Source organism: Hydrogenophaga sp., from assembly GCF_018780075.1.
In the GTDB taxonomy this organism is placed as follows: domain Bacteria; phylum Pseudomonadota; class Gammaproteobacteria; order Burkholderiales; family Burkholderiaceae_C; genus Hydrogenophaga.
This window is the reverse complement of record NZ_JADMKB010000069.1, coordinates 23,380-39,735: the sequence shown is the minus strand read 5'-3', so window position 1 is coordinate 39,735 and position 16,356 is coordinate 23,380. Positions and strand designations below refer to the sequence as shown.

Here is a 16,356-nt window from a genome sequence, read left to right as displayed (position 1 = left end):
GAATTCCCATGCTTGAAGCCGAGTTCACCCGCGTGGCCACGATCGACCGCCTGCTCAGGGCGAAGGATTACGACGCGCTGGAGCAGCTGACCCACGAACAGATGCCGCTGCAGCTGCTCGGTGAAGACGCGCTCAACGCGGCCCGCCTGATGAAACTGCCGGCCACGGTGATCTACCTGGCCTCGCTGGCGGTGGAAAACCGCCGCAACCTGCGCCAGTCGCAGGTCTGGCTCGCCGTCTACCAGTCGCTGGCGCGCTCGGCGCCCAGCCCCGAATTCACGGCCATCTCGCCCAAGCATCCGCTGCGCCTGGTCGCCACGGCCCTGATGCAGGCCAGCGACCTGGAACCGGCGGCGCTGAGGAAATGCCCGGGCGCGCTCGACGACTGGTTCCACGCCGTGGAGCTGGCGATCGACCACAAGGGCTTTGGCCTCGTCGACCAGCTCGTGCGCGAGCTGGTGCGGCGCAAGCTCGACGTGGTCGACTGGCTGCGCCTCACCAAGCTGTTGTTCAACCGCCATTCCTTCATCGGCCAGGCCCAGAACATCGAGGCGCTGGGCCTCAGCTACGCCCGCATCCGCAACCACCTGATCAGCCCCCTGCCGGCCGTGCGCAAGGTGCGCAGCCGCCTGGCCCTGTTCGCGAGCCTGTGCCATTTCGTCTCGGGCAACTACCCGGCGGCGGTCCTGGCCGCGAAGGGCGCCACCGCGTCCGACGACCTCATCCACGCCGCCTTCGACACCGCGCGCGCCCACTGTCACGCCGGCGAGCTGCCCGAGACCATCGCCTCGCTGGACGAGCTGGTGGCGCTGATGTGCGCGGCCGACACGGCGGCCTCGCTGAACGAAGACATCCTCGCCACCCAGGACGCCGTGGCCGCGGCCGAACAGCAGCAGCGGGTGTTTGATCCGGGCCAGGCCTCACAGGCCCTGGTCGATCTGCAGGCCGCGCTGTCGGCGGTGGGCAAACGCGCCTTCCTGGTGTCGGGCACGCTGCTGGGCTACGCCCGGGAAGGCCAGATCCTGGCGCACGACAAGGACATCGACGTCGGCATCATCGGCTGGGAAGACCAGTACGAGGTGGCCAACGCGCTGCTGCAGAGCGGGCATTTCGGCATCGACTCGCGCCGCCTGCGCGGCCGCAAGGCCTATCACATCCCGGTGATGCACCAGGCCACCCGCGTGGCCATCGACATCTTCATCTACCACCCCGAAAACGGCATGTGGGTGACCGGCGTGGAGTCCTACTTCGGTTACCTGCAGAAGTTCGCCTTCACCCCCTTCGAGCTGAAGGCGGTGAGCTTTCTCGGCATTGATTTCTACGTGCCGGGCGACGTCGAGAAGAACCTCGCTGAAAACTTCGGCGACTGGCGCCAGTCCGACCCCGAGTACATCTCGCACCTGCAGTCGCCCTCGACGGTCGATGTGGGCGGGCTGGTCTACCAGATCGTCGGTCGGCTGCGCGCGCTGGAAGCGATCCAGGCGAAGAAATACGAAAAACTGAACCGGGTGATCCAGCTCATGGAACGCCACCAGGACCGGCCGGGCGGCATGCGGGCGGACACGCTGGACCTGCTCAAGGGCGTGCTCGACGCCCACCAACCGGCGGAGGTGGCGTGATGGCGGACTTTGCATTTGTGCTGCTCGCGGGTGGCAGCGGCTCGCGGCTCGACTCGCCCATTCCCAAGCAGTTCATCCGCGTGGCCGGCAAGACCATCGTGGAGCACAGCTTTGCCTGTCTGCACAGCTTTGCGCCCGACGCGCGCATCGTGATCACGGTGCCGGCCGATGCGCTGGAGCATGCGCGCGACCTGTTCAAGGGCACGCGCGCCGAGGTCATCGTCGGCGGTTCCTCGCGCCAGGCGTCGTCCTACGCCGCGCTGCGGCACCTGCGCGCCGACCCGCCGAAAAACGTGATCCTGCACGACTCGGCCCGGCCCTTCCTGAGCCACCAGATCATCCACGACGTGGTGGAGGCACTCGCCGCCCACGAGGCGGTGGACGTGGCGATCAAGACCAGCGACACCATCATCGTGGAGCGCGACGGCTTCATCCAGAGCATCCCCAAGCGCGACCACATCTACCGCGGCCAGACGCCGCAGGCCTTCCGCTTCGACGCGCTGATCAGCAGCTACGAAGAGCTGGGCCAGGACAAGGTGGGCGAGTTTACCGACGACTGCGGCATCTACATGGCCTGCCACCCGATGGGCCAGGTGCGCATCGTCAAGGGCAGCTCGGAGAACATCAAGATCACCGACTCCATCGACCTGGTGCTGGCCGACGAGCTGTTCCGCATCCGTCAGCAGCACCTCGCGCCCAACCTCAGCGGCCTCGACCTCAAAGGCAAGAACTCGGTGGTATTCGGCGGCAGCATGGGCATCGGCAAGGCCATCGTGCAGATCCTCGAAGAGGCCGGCAGCACGGTGCACAGCGTGTCGCGCCGCAGTGGCTGCGACATCACCGACCACGCCCAGGTGGCCTCGACCATCGACGGCCTGATGCAGGAGTGGGGCCACATCGACAACGTGATCAACGCCGCCGGTCTGTTGATCAAGAGCCCGCTGGAGCAGCAGTCGCCCGCCGACGTGGCGCAGCAGGTCTCGGTCAACCTGCTCGGCTCGCTCAACGTGGCCCAGTGCAGCCACGCGGCGCTGAAGGCCTCGCACGGCATGCTGCTGCAGTTTTCGTCGTCGTCGTTCACCCGGGGGCGCGCCGACTATTCGGCCTACTCCGCCTGCAAGGCCGCCATCGTCAACCTCACCCAGGCGCTGTCGGACGAGTGGAAGGACGACGGCATCCGCGTCAACTGCGTGGTGCCCGGCCGCACCGACACCTTGATGCGCCGCGCCAATTTTTCCGGCGAAGACCAGCGCACCCTGCTCAGTCCCTACGAGGTCGCGCTCGCGTCCGCCAAGCTGCTCAGCTCGTCCGACACCGGCGTCATCGCCCGGGTCTGAACGTCCGAGCGTCCACCCACTTTCATCAGGAGAACCCCATGAGCCAATGTCCCGTCTGTGGCGGCGAAGAAGACGTCGTGTCCCACACCTGCCGCATCAAGCCTTACAAGGACAAGACCCAGCGCGGGCACCAGTGCCGCAGCTGCGGCCTGATCCGCTATCCCGACAACGTGGGTCACTTCGCCAAGGTCATTGCCAGACAGTCAACGGAAGCCACCCTGCGCGAGCTGCGCAACGCCACCGACGAACGCCCGGGGCGCGAGTTCTTCATGGCCGAGATGGGCATGGAGATCGTGAGCAAGCACAACGCGAGCGTCAGCTTCTTCGGCTCGGGCCTGAACACCGACCACCTGTGGCTCAAGCGCAAGTACCCCGAGATTCAGACCAAGCTGGTCGATCTGGAGAACATGCAGGAGGCCGAGAACTTCGAGGCCATCCCCGTGGCGACCCCGTCGGACGTGGTCGTCGCCTCCGAGGTGATCGAACACTTCACCGAGCCGGTCGAGCACTTCAAGTCGCTGCTGCGCCTGGTCAAGGACGACGGCATCCTGATCTGCAGCTCCAACATTTACGACGGCACCGACGTCAGCCTGCACCAGTACCCGTTCGTCCCGGGTCACGTGGCCTACTGGACGCCGCTCGCGCTGATCAAGCTGGCCAGCGACATGGGCTGCTTCGTCGACTTCCGCACCCCCGAAGTCGGGCTCACGCGCGGCGGTCCGCGCAAGAAATACATCATTTTCTACAAGAGCACCCAGAACATGTTCCGCACCAGCCTGTACTTCGGCACGCACATGCACGCGCCGTCCGAGGCCTGAGCCCGCTGGGGGTGCGGGTGGGTGTGTCGGGGTCTTCTGATCTCCCGGCAACAACGAACGGCCCTCGCGGGCCGTTCGGCACGTTGGACGGTCGCCAAACCCGCTCCGGGTCGATCAAGACAGGCCACTCAGGATCCCGGGGCACCAAGACAAACGCCGGCGAAGGCCGGCGTGATGACAACAACGGTGAAGGCGCGGCGCGTGGGCCGCGTGCGGGTCAGGCGGAGAGAAAGGCCCGACCGGCGCCGCCGGTGGACGGGGCCACGCCGGCCATGCGGCCGTAGGTGCCGGGCGCCTGCTGGGGCAGCAGGCTGCGGACCGCGCGCTGGCTCTGGGCGCTCGCGCGCTGCACGGCCTGGCGCAGCTGGCCGAAGCGCTGGGCGGCGTCCTGCATGTCGCTGCGCAGGGTGCTGCCGGGAATGCCGAACTCGGCGGTTCGGGGGGCGCGCTGCAGCACGGACTGCACGCCCGCGCTGGCCCGTTCGACCGCCTCGGGGTCGCCCTGCAGCAGCGCCTGCTCCAGCCCGTCGAGCCCGGCTTTGAGCGAGGCGATCCAGGGGTGGGTGGGCTGTGCCATGGCGGTCCTTGAAGAAAGAGGGATCAGGCGCGGGTGCCGCCCGAGCTGCTGCTGAGCATTTCAGCGGCGTTGGACAACATCTTGTCGGCGATGGCTTCGGCGTTCACCTTGAAGCTGCCGTCCGCGATCGCGGCCTTCATGGCCTCGACCTTGTCGGCGTTGAACACCTCGTTGCCGCTGCTGCCCGCGGCCGACATGGCCTGGGTGGCCGTGGACGACAGCGTGACGGTGACACCGGCGGGCGCGGGCGTCTGGGCCGCTGCGCCTGCGGCGGCAGCGGCTTCGGGGCCAGCGCTCGGCTTCTCAGCCGCCTTCTGCGGGCCACCGGCCACGGAACCGATGTGGGAGTCCGGGGAAGATGATTCGATTTTCATTTCACTCTCCAAACCCCAATCTCGGGGCCTTGTGAATTGACTATCGGCCCAAAAGCGGGGGTACTTGAGCCCTTTTTTGTGGAGTACATCACAAAACGTCCACCAAAGTGCTCAAAAAAAGAGGTCACAAACGCACGTCGACCGTCTGGCCGTCGCGCACCGTGCCCGTGACCACCCGTCCGCCACCCAGGCGAACCCGCACGCTTTGCCCCGGGATGCCGGCCGTCAGGGCCTCGCCGCTGACCACCACCTGGAAGCCCGCGCCGCTGCTGCTGACCCGGACCTGGGCACCCGGCCCGAAGGCGGGCACCGGCCGCACCATGTTCTGGCGCAGGGCCTGGCCGGGCTGCAGCGCGAGGGCCGCCTGCTGGCCGACCCAGCGGTCCGGGTTGGCGAGCACCGCGTAAGGCTGCTCGGCCCAGTCCATTTCGGCCAGTTCGGCGTCTTCTTGAGTCAGCACCGAGCCGGCGGCCACCGGGCGCTTGAGCACCCAGCCCGGGCCCCAGGCCTTGACAGTGACCGGCATGAACACGTTCCAGCGCACCGCGCCTTCGAGGCAACGCAGGCCGACCCGGCTGCGGCCCCACAGGCGCGTGCCCGGCGGCAGGTAGGGCTCGATGCGGGCGCAGGGCGTGAGCTGCAGGCGCGCGTCGAGCGAGCCCATGATGACCTCGGGGCGCAGCGGGCCCCCGCCGTCCGGGCCGATGGCCGAGGCCAGCGCGGGTTCCACCCAGTCGCGTGCCATCTGCTCCAGCTGGGTCTTGTCGCCCGCCGGGACCTGGGCCTGGGCCAGGCCCAGCCACGCCAGCAGGCCGGCGGCCAGCAGCCACGCGGCACGGGGTCGGGAGAGGGGGGGCGGGATTCGGGTGTTCATGTGGTGGTGGGAGGTGCGGACAGGACCTCAGGGCATCAATGTAGGTGGGGTGCGGTGGGCACTAAGCACCGAAATGCGCACCCATTCCCCGCTTTCTCTGCTCATTGCCCGCCCTCAAGTTTTCCCATACTTGCCTTCATCCCGGTGCGGGCCTGCCGCCTGTGCCGTTCCCATCCACCTGTCTGGAGAACCCGATGCTTGAACAGATGACCGCCCGGCTCGACGGCTACGGCCAGTCGCTGATGCTGCGCTCGCAACGCCAGCAGGTGATCGCCAGCAACATCGCCAACGCCGACACGCCGGGCTACGTGGCGCGCGACTTCGACTTTGCCGCCGCGCTCCAGCAGGCCAGCGGCGAGCGCGCGGTGGCCAGCCAGCAGCTCGCGGCCACGGCCGCCGGCCACATGACGCTCTCGGGCCGCGCCCCCGGCGACCCCCAGCTCGCCTACACGGTCCAGACCCAGCCCTCGCAGGACGGCAACTCGGTCGATCTGGACCGCGAACGCGCCAACTTCGTGGACAACAGCATCCGCTACGAGTCCACGCTGCGCTTCATCAATTCGAACGTGAAAACCATGCTGTCCGCCATCACGGGACAGTGAAGGAGATCCTCATGTCCATGTTCACCATCTTCGGCGTCTCCGGCAGTGCGATCAGCTCGCAGGCCCAGCGCCTCAACGTGGTCGCCAGCAACCTGGCCAACGCCGACGCGGTGGCCGGCCCGGACGGCCAGAGCTACAAGGCGCGCCAGGTGCTGTTCCAGACCGTGCCCATGGGCCAGCCGGGCTCGGCCGGGGTCAAGGTGCAGGACATCCGGGAAAGCGAGGCCCCGGGGCGCCGCGTGCACAACCCGCACCACCCCAGCGCCGACGCCGACGGCTACGTGACGCACTCCAACGTCAACCCGGTCGAGGAGATGGTCAACATGATGTCGGCCTCGCGCTCCTACCAGAACAACGTCGAAGTCATGAACACGGCGAAATCGCTGCTGCTCAAAACGCTCCAGATGGGGCAGTGAAAGGGAGATGAACCATGATGCAGGCCATTGATCTCGGCAACCTCGACAACACCGTGGGCAGCACCACGGGCACCAAGGGCAACAACTCGACCGACCCCCAGGCGTCGCAAGACCGTTTCCTCAAATTGCTGGTCGCACAGATCAACAACCAGGACCCGCTCAACCCGATGGACAACGCGCAGATGACGACCCAGATGGCGCAGATCAACACGGTCAGCGGCATCCAGGAACTCAACGCGACCCTGAAGGGCATGGCCAGCCAGATGGCCTCGTCGCAGGCCATGCAGGGCACCACGCTGATCGGCCGCGAAGCGCTGATCGAAGGCGATGCGCTGGCGTTCGAGGGCAGCACCGGCAAGGGCGCCTTCACGCTCGACGGCCCGGCCAGCGCGGTCTCGGTGGACATCATCGGCAAGAATGGCGCCCTGCTCGACACCGTGAGCCTGGGCGCCATGGACGCCGGGCAACACGGCTTCGACTGGAACGCCCGCGCCATCGACCCCGCCACCGTCGCCCGCTTCTCCGTGCGCGCCAGCCAGGGCGCCGAGACCGTGACCGCCACCGCGCTGCAGCGCGCCCAGGTGGCCTCGGTCGGCCTCACCAACGGCGCCATGACGGTGCAGTTGCAGAACGGCCGCTCCATCACCTACGACCAGATCCGCGGCTTCATGTAAGCCCGCGCCCCTTCACCCCCTTTCCCCACCCCGAGGACACCACCATGGCATTCCAGCAAGGACTCTCCGGCCTGAACGCATCCAGCCGCAACCTGGACGTGATCGGCCACAACATCGCCAACGCCAACACCGTGGGCATGAAGGCCTCGCGTGCCGAGTTCGGCGAAATCTACGCCAGCTCGATCAACTCGTCCGGCAGCGTCAACGCCGGCATCGGCGTGCAGGTGTCCACCGTGGCGCAGCAGTTCACGCAGGGCAACATCACCGTCACCGGCAACTCGCTCGACGTGGCCATCAACGGCAACGGCTTCTACGAACTGACCATGCCCGACGGCTCCCTGTCGTACTCGCGTGCCGGCATGTTCAAGCTCAACCGCGACGGCGACATCGTCACCAACCTCGGCGGCCAGCTCATGGGCTACCCGACCGACGTCAACGGCGTGCGCCTGGGTTTCGAGTCGGCCCCGCTGACCTTGCCCACGGGCGGGCCGATCCCGGCCCGGATGACCACGGGCATTGCCGCTCAACTGAACCTCGACGCGCGCGCGCCGGTCGCGGCCACCGCCGTGCCACCGACCCCGCTGGGCACCTACGGCACCTCCGTCATCGCCTACGACGAGCAGGGCCTGGAGATCCCGGTCAGCCTGGTGTTCGACAAGATCGGCAACAACCAGTGGAACGTCTACACCGGCGTCAACGGTGCCGACCCGGCGCTGTCGGTGCCGTTCGCGCTGAACTTCATGGCCGACGGCAGCCTGGACCCCGCCACGGTGGTTCCGCAGCTGCAGCTGGCCTCGCCCAACGACCCGGCGCAGACCTTCATGGTCGACCTCGACTTCGGCGACACCACCCAGTTCGGTGTCGACTTCGCGGTCAACAACCTCACGCAGGACGGCTACCGCCCTGGCGAACTCACCAGCCTGGGCATCAGCGACGCGGGCGTGATCATGGCGAAGTACTCCAACGGCCAGTCGCAGGCCGCCGGCCAGATCGCGCTGGTCAACTTCCGCAACGTGCAGGGCCTCTCGCCCAGCAGCGGTGGCAACTGGAGCCAGACCTTCGCCTCGGGCGAGCCGGTGCGTGGCGCGCCCGGCGAGGGCAACATGGGTCTGCTGCGCTCCGGCGCGCTGGAGGACTCCAACGTCGACCTGACCGCCGAGCTGGTCAACATGATGACCGCGCAGCGCGCCTACCAGGCCAACGCGCAGACCATCAAGACGCAGGACCAGGTCTTGAGCACGCTCCTGAACATGCGTTGAACGCGCTGAGATAGAGAAGAGACAAGGAGCCCCGCATGGACCGCATGATCTACACCGCCATGACCGGCGCCAGCGCCGCTGCCCACCGGCAGCAGCTGTTGTCGAACAACCTGGCCAATGCGTCCACGCCGGGCTTCCGCGCCGAGCTGGCCACCTTCCGCGCCGTGCCGGTGCGCGGCGACGGCACGGCCTCGCGCGTGTTTGCGCTCGAAGCCAGCGCCGGCCACCTGGACACCGCCGGCCCGATCAACCCCACCGGCCGCAACCTCGACGTGGCCGCGCGCGGCAACGCCTGGTTCGCGGTGCAGGGGCTGGACGGCACCGAGGCCTACACGCGCGGCGGCGCCTTTGAAATCAGCCCCGACGGCAGCCTGGTGAACGCGCAGGGCCTGCCCGTGCTGAGCGACGGCGGCGCGCCCATCACCGTGCCGGCCAACGCCCAGCTCGACATCGGTGCCGACGGCAGCGTCGGCGCCCGCGTCGGCGACGCGCCCCCGACCCGCGTGGGCAAGCTCAAGCTCGTCACGCCCGACGACGACAACCGCCTCCAGCGCGGCGCGGACGGGCTGTTCCGTCCGGTGCAGGGCGACGCGCTCGACGCCGACGCCAACGCCCGCGTGCAGAGCGGCGCGCTCGAAGGCAGCAACGTCAACCCCATCGAGGCCATGGTCGGAATGATCGCGGTCTCCCGCCAGTTCGAGATGCAGATGCGCATGCTGCAGAACGGCGAGACCAACGACAAGACCGCATCGCAGCTGCTCAACATGAACGGCTGATTTCCCCTTTTCAGGAGCACACCATGATCAATTCCCTGTGGATTTCCAAGACCGGCATGCAGGCCCAGCAGACGCAGCTGGATGTGATCTCGAACAACATGGCCAACGTGTCGACGAACGGCTTCAAGCGCGCGAGCGCCGTGTTCGAAGACCTCATGTACCAGAACCTGCGCCAGGTCGGCGGCGCCGACACCGAGCAGAACAACCTGCCCACCGGCCTGCAGATCGGCCTGGGCGTGCGCACCGTGGCGACCTCGCGCTCGTTCAGCCAGGGCAGTCTGCAGCAGTCGGGCAACCAGCTCGACCTCGCCGTCAACGGCCAGGGCTTCCTGCAGGTCGCGCTGCCCGACGGCACCACCGGCTACACCCGCGACGGCAGCCTGCAGGTCGATGCGCAGGGCCGCCTCGTCACCTCCAGCGGCCTGGCCCTGGCCGGCGACATCACCATCCCCGCCGAGGCGCAGAGCGTCACCGTGGGCAGCGACGGCGTGGTCACGGTGAAGATGCCGGGCAACGCCACGCCGCAGCAGGTGGGCAACATCGAACTCGCCAGCTTCATCAACCCGGCCGGCCTGGAGCCCAAGGGCCAGAACCTCTACACCGAGACCGTGGCCTCGGGCAACCCGGTCAACGGCGCCCCGGGCACAGCCGGCCTGGGCAACCTGATGCAGGGCTACGTGGAAACCTCCAACGTCAACGTGGTGCAGGAGCTGGTGACCATGATCCAGACCCAGCGCGCCTACGAGATGAATTCGAAGGCCATCCAGACCTCGGACCAGATGCTGCAGAGGCTGGCGCAGCTGTGAGCACGGTCATGAAGCACCTCTTGCGCCGTTTCGCGCTCCTGCTCTCGCCCGCGCTGCTCACCGCCTGCATGACCAAGCCGGTCGATGTGGTGCCGGTGCGGCCCATCAACTTCGCCCAGACGGCCGCCCCGGCGCAGACCGGCGGCAGCCTGTTCATGGCGGCGCGCTACCGGCCCGCGTTCGAAGACCCGCGTGCCCGCATGCCGGGCGACAGCCTCACGATCCAGATCACCGAGAAGGTCAGCGCGAGCCAGTCGTCCTCGGCCAACATCAACCGCAGCGGCAGCGCCTCGGGGTCGATCTCGGCGATCCCGGGCATCGTCGCCAAGGAGCTGACCCGCGACCGCAACTTCAACCTCGGTGGCGAGTCGGGCAACGAGTTCGCGGGCAAGGGTGACAACGCCAACACCAACGACTTCTCGGGCGTCATCACCGTCACCGTGCAGGAGGTGCTGCCCAACGGCCACCTGCTCGTGGCGGGCGAAAAACAGATCGGCATCAACAGCAACGTGGACGTGATGCGCTTCTCCGGCACGGTGGACCCGCGGCACATCCGCCCGGGCAACACCATCGCCTCGACCCAGGTCGCCAACGCCCGCATCGAGTCGCGAGGACGAGGCGCCGTGGATGAAGCGCTCTCAATAGGCTGGTTGGGACGGTTCTTTTTGAATGTTTTCCCTTTCTGACGCGGCCTAGCATCCACCTCATGAACCCGCAGCACCGCCCCATCCCCCTGCAGACCGGCTTTCGCCGCACGCTGTTCGCGCGCCGTGACGCTCGCGCCACCTGGCTCCAACGCCTGGTGGTCTGGAGCGGGCTGGCCGTGGGGCTGGTGCTGTGGCTGGGCTTCCCGGTCCAGGCCCACGCGATCCGCATCAAGGAGGTCGCGGCGGTGCAGGGCGTGCGCAGCAACCAGCTGACCGGTTTCGGCCTGGTCGTGGGGCTGGACGGCACGGGCGACCAGACCACCCAGATGCCCTACACCTCGCAGGGCATGACCAACTACCTGCAGCAGCTGGGGCTCACGCTGCCGGGCGACGCCAAGGTGCAGCTGAAGAACGTGGCGGCCGTGCTGGTCACCGCGCAGCTGCCGGCCTTCGCCCAGCCGGGCCAGATGATCGACGTCACCGTCTCGTCCATGGGCAACGCCAAGTCGCTGCGCGGCGGCACGCTGATCACCACGCCGCTCAAGGGTGTGGACGGCGAGGTCTACGCGCTGGCCCAGGGCAACCTGCTGGTCGGCGGCGCGGGCGCCTCGGGCGGCGGCAGCAAGGTGCAGATCAACCACCTGAGCGCGGGCCGCATCCCGAGCGGCGCGCAGGTCGAGCGCGTGGTGCCCACGGCCTTCGCGCTGGGCGACACCATCGACCTCGGCCTGAATGCCGCCGACTTCCAGACCGCGCGCCGCGTCGCGCAGGCGATCAACGCCCGCATGGGCACCGGCGTGGCCAGCGCGGTGGACGGCCGGGTGGTGCGCCTGCGCGCGCCGGCCAACACCGACGAGCGCGTGAGCTTCCTGGCCGAGATCGAAGAGATCCCGATGGAGGCCTCGATCCCCGCCGCGCGCGTGATCATCAACACGCGCACCGGCTCCATCGTGATGAACCAGGCCGTGACCCTCGGCCCCTGTGCGGTCGCGCACGGCAACCTCTCGGTCAGCATCAGCTCGACCCCGGTGGTGAGCCAGCCCAACCCGCTCTCGCAGGGCCAGACCGTGGTCGCCGAGAAGACCGACATCAAGATCACCCAGGACGGTGGCGCGCTGGTGAAGATGGACGCCGCCCCGCAGCTCGCCGACCTGGTGCGCATGCTCAACGGCCTGGGCGCCACGCCGCAAGACCTGCTGGCCATTCTTCAGGCCATCAAGGCCGCTGGTGCGATGAACGCCGAACTCGAAGTGATCTAAATGAACACCCCCGTCGCTTGCTCGCTGCGCGTAGCCGCATCCCCCCTCCAGGGGGCAATGCCTGTGGCCCGGCAAAGCCGGTTCCACGGCATTCCTGGCTCGGGCATTTCGCTTCGGAGCATCAAGTGAGCTCGCTGCAGTCCACCACCCAGAGCCTCGCCGTCGACCCCGGCGCGCTGAACGCGTTGAAGTTCAGCGCGGGGCAGGAGGGCGAGAGCGGCAAGGCGGCGCTCAAGGGCGCGGCCAAGCAATTCGAGTCGCTGTTCATGCGCGAGCTGATCAAGAGCATGCGCGACGCGACCCAGAAATCCGGCCTGCTGGAAGGACAGGGCAGCGACCTCGGCACCGACCTGCTCGACCAGCAGCTCTCGGTGCAGCTTTCGGGCCTGCCCGGTGGTTTGAGCGAAGCCATCGAGCGCCAGCTCAGCCGCCAGATGGGCCCCAAGGGCACGGCCGAAGGCGCCGCCCCGGCCGGCACCGGTGCCAGCACCGCCACCGACAACGACACGCCCGTGGAGTTCAAGCCATTGAACCGCTCGGGCCTGCGCGCCTTGCTCAAGTACGCCCCCAACGCCGTGCCCCACACCGCGCCCCGCACCGGGGCCGTGCAGGGCGAGACCGGCGCCGAGCCGGCGAAGGCGTTGCGCCGCAGCACCGTGCCCACCCAGGCGGCGTCGGGCCCGCGCCACGTCGGCTTCGTGGCGCAACACGGCCAGGCCGCCGCCACGGTGGCGCGCGAGTCGGGCATCCCGGCGAGCTACATGCTCGGCCAGGCCGGCCACGAGACCGGCTGGGGCCGCAGCGAGATCCGCCAGAAAGACGGCACGCCCTCGCACAACCTGTTCGGCATCAAGGCCACGTCCTCGTGGAAGGGCAAGGTCGCCGAGGTCACGACCACCGAATACGTCAACGGCGTGCCGCGCAAGACCGTGGCCAAGTTCCGCGCCTACGACTCGTACGCCGACTCCTTCCGCGACTACGCGCGCCTCATCACCAAGAGCCCGCGCTACGACAAGGCCATGGACCAGATCGGCTCGGTGCAGGGCTTCGCCAGCAGCCTGCAGCGCGCGGGCTACGCCACCGACCCGCAGTACGCCGCCAAGCTCAGCCGCGCCATCAACATGACGCTCAGCGTGCAACGCGCACAGAGCTGAGACCGGAAAGCCCACCATGTCCAGCGCCCTCAACATCGGCTCCCTTGCCCTCAACGCCAACCTGTCGGCGCTGCAGGTCATCGGGCACAACATCGCCAACGTCAACACCGCCGGTTATTCGCGGCAGACGGTGGAGATGCGCAGCGCGGGCTACCAGACGCTGGGCGGCAACTACTACGGCATCGGCGTGGAGATCGGCACGGTGGCCCGTGCGCACGACGCCTACCTCACCCGCGAGGCCCAGCTCTCCAGCTCGGTGGCGTCCGCCGACAGCGAGCGCCTGGCGCGCCTGCATCAGCTGGAGAACCTGTTCCCCACCGGCGAGACCGGCCTGGGCGCGGCGATGAACGACCTGCTCAATGCGTGGTCCGACATCGCTTCCTCGCCCACCAACCTGGCCGCGCGCTCGGTGGTGCTCGGGCGCGGCGAAGAAATCGCCTCGCGCCTGCGCGACACGGCCGGCCAGATGGACATGCTGGCCCGCGGCGCCCGCCAGCAGGTGGGCGACACCGTGGACACGATCAACCGGCTGGCCGGCGAGATCGGTCTCATCAACCAGCAGATCATCGAGAACCAGGGCGGCACGGGTGAGCCCAACGACCTGCTCGACCAGCGCGACAGCCTGATCGGCGAACTCAGCAAGCTGGTGCAGGTGAGCACCGTGGGCGCCGACGACGGCAGCCTGAGCGTGTTCGTCGCGGGCAGCCAGCCGCTGGTCCTGGGCACCCGCGCCGCCCGCCTGGCCGTGGTGCCCGACAGCACCGACCCCACCCAGTCCCGCATCCACTTCCAGCAAGGCAACACCTCGATGCCGCTGTCCGACAGCGCCCTGGGGGGCGAGCTCGGGGGCGTCATGCAGTTCATCGGTGAAGACCTGAAACAGGTCACGAACCAGCTCGGCCGCATGGCGCTCGCGCTGAACTCGACGATGAACACCCAGCACGAGCTGGGCGTGGACCTGCGCGGCGGCACCGGCAACAGCTTCTTCGTGCCCGCGGCCGACACGGCCGGCCTGCCCGTGCTCACCAACACCGGCACCGCCGCCCTGCACGCCGAGGTCAGCGACCCCACGGCGCTGCAGCCCTCCGACTACCAGGTCAACATCACCGGCACCGGCGTGGACATCGTGCGCCTCTCCGACGGCCAGGTCAGCTCCTTCGCCGGCCTGCCCGCCGACCTGGACGGCCTGAGCTTCCAGCTCGACAGCGGTGCCGCCGCGAGTGGCGACAGCTTCCTCGTCAAGCCCTTCGCCGAGGTGGCCAAGAACATGCAGATGGCCGTGAGCGCGGCCGACCGCCTGGCCGCCGCCAGCCCGGTGATGGTCACGCCCGGCAGCGCCAACACGGGCGGCCTGACCATCGGCGGCCTCTACGCCTCGGAGCCCTCGGCCAACCTCAGCGACCCGGTGACCCTGACCTTCCTGGCCGACGGCAGCTTCACCGCCACGGGCCTGGGCCCCGGCAACCCGCCGCCCGACAACGTGGGCCCGCCCGCGAGCTACAACTACACACCCGGCCTGCCCCTGCAGTTCAACGGCTGGAGCCTCACGCTGCGTGGCAGCCCCGCCGCCGGCGACACCTTCGACATCACACCCGCCACGGCCACCAACAACTCGCAGAACGCGGGCAACGCCGTCGGCATGCTCGCGCTGCGCGACCTCGCCACCTTCGACGGCGTGTCGCTCTCCAACGGCTACACCGCGGTGCTGTCCGACATGGGCACGCGGGTACAGGGCGCGCAGTTTGCCGCCAGCTACTCGGGCCAGGTGGCCGCCAGCAACGAGTCCGCGCGTGTGGCGGTGTCGGGCGTCAACCTCGACGAAGAGGCCGCGCGCCTGTTGCAGTACCAACAGGCCTACCAGGCCGCCGCCAAATACATGCAGATCGCCCAGGGCATCTTTGACACCCTGCTGCAGACCGTGCGCTGAAGGACAGGAACCCCGCCATGAGAGTCACCACCGCCCACGCCTACGACACCACCATCGCCCAGCTCACCAAGCGCCAGGGGGAACTGGTCGCGCAGCAGGAGCGCATTTCCAGCGGCAAACGCGTGGCCCGTGCCAGCGACGACCCGGTGGCGGCCACCATGTCGGAAGCGGTGCAGAACCGCCTCGCGCGCGTGCAGACCGACCAGCGCGCACTCGATGCGTCGCGCACCAGCATCCAGCAGGCCGAGAGCGCGCTGGGCGAATCGGGCGAGCTGATCCAGAAGGTGCGCGATCTGATCATCGCGGGCGGCAACCCCACCTATGGCCCGGGTGAGCGCGAGTCGCTCGCCCAGGAGATCGCGGGTCTGCGCGACCGGCTGTTCTCGGTGGCCAACCGCCAGGACGGCGCCGGGCGCAACCTCTTCGGCGGGCTCGGCGGTTCGGAGACACCCTTTGTGCAGACCTTCGGCAGCGGCAGCGCCGAGGTGCGCTTCGAAGGCCGGCGCGGCCAGCAGGCCGCGGGCGACAACCAGCTGCCGCAAGCCATGGACGGCGATGCCATCTGGATGCGCATCCCCGCCGGCAACGGCACCTTCGCGCTCGACCTGCCCGCCAGCAACACCGGCACCGTGCGCAGCGACACCGGCCAGGTCACCAACCTCTCGGCGCTCACCGGCCACGACTACCAGATCGACTTCAGCGGCACCGCCGGGGCCATGCAATACAGCGTGACCGACCTGACCACCGGCACACCCGTGGCCGGGCAGACCGGTGTGGCCTACAGCGCCGGTGCGCAGATCGCGTTCGACGGCATGTCCTTCAAGGTCGTGGGCGAACCGGCCGCCGGCGACCGCCTCGACCTCACCTCGTCCAGCGCCCCCACCGACCTGTTCAAGGTGATGCAGGACGCGATGGACGCGCTGCGCCTGGGCACGGGCGAGGGCACCCAGCGCACCCACGACCTGGGCCGCGCGCTGGCCGAGCTCGACGCCGGGCACGACCGCGTGCTGCTGGCCCGCGCGCAGGCCGGCGAGTGGCTCAACCGCGCCGACTCGATCGAGGGCCTGCTCGGCGACCGCGAGGTCGATCACGCCGCCGAACAGTCCCAGCTCGAAGACCTCGACCTGGTCAAAGGCATCTCGCAGTTCCAGAGCCAGCAGCTCGGCCATGAGGCCGCACTCAAGTCGTACGCGCAGGTGCAGCGCCTGTCGCTCTTCCAGTACGTGGGCTGACCAGC

The 16,356-nt window shown here is 68.6% G+C and carries 17 protein-coding genes; 14 read left to right on the top strand and 3 right to left on the bottom strand.

Annotated elements, in window-relative coordinates; translation table 11 throughout:
- The first annotated feature begins 8 nt into the window (after positions 1 to 8).
- Genes IV088_RS13300 through IV088_RS13290 form a run of 3 tightly spaced genes read left to right on the top strand, consistent with a single transcriptional unit; the run spans position 9 to position 3,774 of the window.
- Complete coding sequence (locus IV088_RS13300; RefSeq protein WP_291102689.1) at positions 9 to 1,619, top strand: hypothetical protein; 1,611 nt, start codon at positions 9 to 11, stop codon at positions 1,617 to 1,619.
- Entirely contained in the window at positions 1,619 to 2,956 is a 1,338-nt protein-coding gene (locus IV088_RS13295; RefSeq protein WP_291102687.1) for a bifunctional cytidylyltransferase/SDR family oxidoreductase, read from the top strand. The genes IV088_RS13300 and IV088_RS13295 overlap by 1 nt, the downstream gene beginning before the upstream one ends.
- 38 nt (positions 2,957 to 2,994) lie before the next feature.
- Positions 2,995 to 3,774: a methyltransferase domain-containing protein gene (locus IV088_RS13290; RefSeq protein ID WP_291102685.1), complete on the top strand. Its 780-nt coding sequence runs from the start codon at positions 2,995 to 2,997 to the stop codon at positions 3,772 to 3,774.
- A 217-nt stretch (positions 3,775 to 3,991) separates the two neighbouring features.
- Here IV088_RS13290 and IV088_RS13285 read toward each other — a convergent pair whose 3' ends face one another.
- From IV088_RS13285 to flgA, 3 genes are all read right to left on the bottom strand, one after another.
- A complete protein-coding gene (locus IV088_RS13285; protein WP_291102683.1) occupies positions 3,992 to 4,351 on the bottom strand; it encodes a hypothetical protein in 360 nt (119 codons plus the stop codon).
- A gap of 23 nt (positions 4,352 to 4,374) precedes the next feature.
- Entirely contained in the window at positions 4,375 to 4,725 is a 351-nt protein-coding gene (flgM, locus tag IV088_RS13280; RefSeq protein WP_291102680.1) for a flagellar biosynthesis anti-sigma factor FlgM, read from the bottom strand.
- A gap of 124 nt (positions 4,726 to 4,849) precedes the next feature.
- Positions 4,850 to 5,599 (bottom strand): flagellar basal body P-ring formation chaperone FlgA, encoded by a 750-nt coding sequence (flgA, locus tag IV088_RS13275; RefSeq protein ID WP_291102678.1) that lies wholly within the window; start codon positions 5,597 to 5,599, stop codon positions 4,850 to 4,852.
- Positions 5,600 to 5,793: 194 nt separating this feature from the next.
- Here flgA and flgB point away from each other — a divergent pair, with 194 nt between their 5' ends.
- From flgB to flgL, 11 genes are all read left to right on the top strand, one after another.
- Entirely contained in the window at positions 5,794 to 6,201 is a 408-nt protein-coding gene (gene flgB / locus IV088_RS13270) for a flagellar basal body rod protein FlgB (RefSeq protein ID WP_291102675.1), read from the top strand.
- Positions 6,202 to 6,212: 11 nt separating this feature from the next.
- Positions 6,213 to 6,617 (top strand): flagellar basal body rod protein FlgC, encoded by a 405-nt coding sequence (gene flgC / locus IV088_RS13265; RefSeq protein WP_291102674.1) that lies wholly within the window; start codon positions 6,213 to 6,215, stop codon positions 6,615 to 6,617.
- Between the two features lie 14 nt (positions 6,618 to 6,631).
- A complete protein-coding gene (locus tag IV088_RS13260; protein WP_291102671.1) occupies positions 6,632 to 7,291 on the top strand; it encodes a flagellar hook capping FlgD N-terminal domain-containing protein in 660 nt (219 codons plus the stop codon).
- A gap of 44 nt (positions 7,292 to 7,335) precedes the next feature.
- Positions 7,336 to 8,550 carry a flagellar hook protein FlgE gene (gene flgE, locus IV088_RS13255; RefSeq protein ID WP_291102669.1) on the top strand — a complete coding sequence of 405 codons (1,215 nt, stop codon included), beginning with the start codon at positions 7,336 to 7,338 and terminating at the stop codon, positions 8,548 to 8,550.
- A 35-nt stretch (positions 8,551 to 8,585) separates the two neighbouring features.
- Entirely contained in the window at positions 8,586 to 9,326 is a 741-nt protein-coding gene (gene flgF / locus IV088_RS13250; protein WP_291102667.1) for a flagellar basal-body rod protein FlgF, read from the top strand.
- 23 nt (positions 9,327 to 9,349) lie between these two features.
- A complete protein-coding gene (gene flgG / locus IV088_RS13245) occupies positions 9,350 to 10,132 on the top strand; it encodes a flagellar basal-body rod protein FlgG (protein ID WP_077331724.1) in 783 nt (260 codons plus the stop codon).
- 8 nt (positions 10,133 to 10,140) lie between these two features.
- A complete protein-coding gene (locus IV088_RS13240) occupies positions 10,141 to 10,818 on the top strand; it encodes a flagellar basal body L-ring protein FlgH (protein ID WP_291102662.1) in 678 nt (225 codons plus the stop codon).
- 20 nt (positions 10,819 to 10,838) lie between these two features.
- Entirely contained in the window at positions 10,839 to 12,038 is a 1,200-nt protein-coding gene (locus tag IV088_RS13235) for a flagellar basal body P-ring protein FlgI (RefSeq protein ID WP_291102660.1), read from the top strand.
- A gap of 125 nt (positions 12,039 to 12,163) precedes the next feature.
- Positions 12,164 to 13,192, top strand: a complete 1,029-nt coding sequence (gene flgJ, locus IV088_RS13230) for a flagellar assembly peptidoglycan hydrolase FlgJ (protein WP_291102657.1) — start codon at positions 12,164 to 12,166, stop codon at positions 13,190 to 13,192.
- Positions 13,193 to 13,208: 16 nt separating this feature from the next.
- A complete protein-coding gene (flgK, locus tag IV088_RS13225) occupies positions 13,209 to 15,119 on the top strand; it encodes a flagellar hook-associated protein FlgK (protein ID WP_291102654.1) in 1,911 nt (636 codons plus the stop codon).
- 17 nt (positions 15,120 to 15,136) lie between these two features.
- On the top strand, positions 15,137 to 16,351 hold the full coding sequence (gene flgL, locus IV088_RS13220; protein ID WP_291102652.1) for a flagellar hook-associated protein FlgL: 1,215 nt from the start codon (positions 15,137 to 15,139) through the stop codon (positions 16,349 to 16,351).
- Positions 16,352 to 16,356 lie beyond the last annotated feature (5 nt).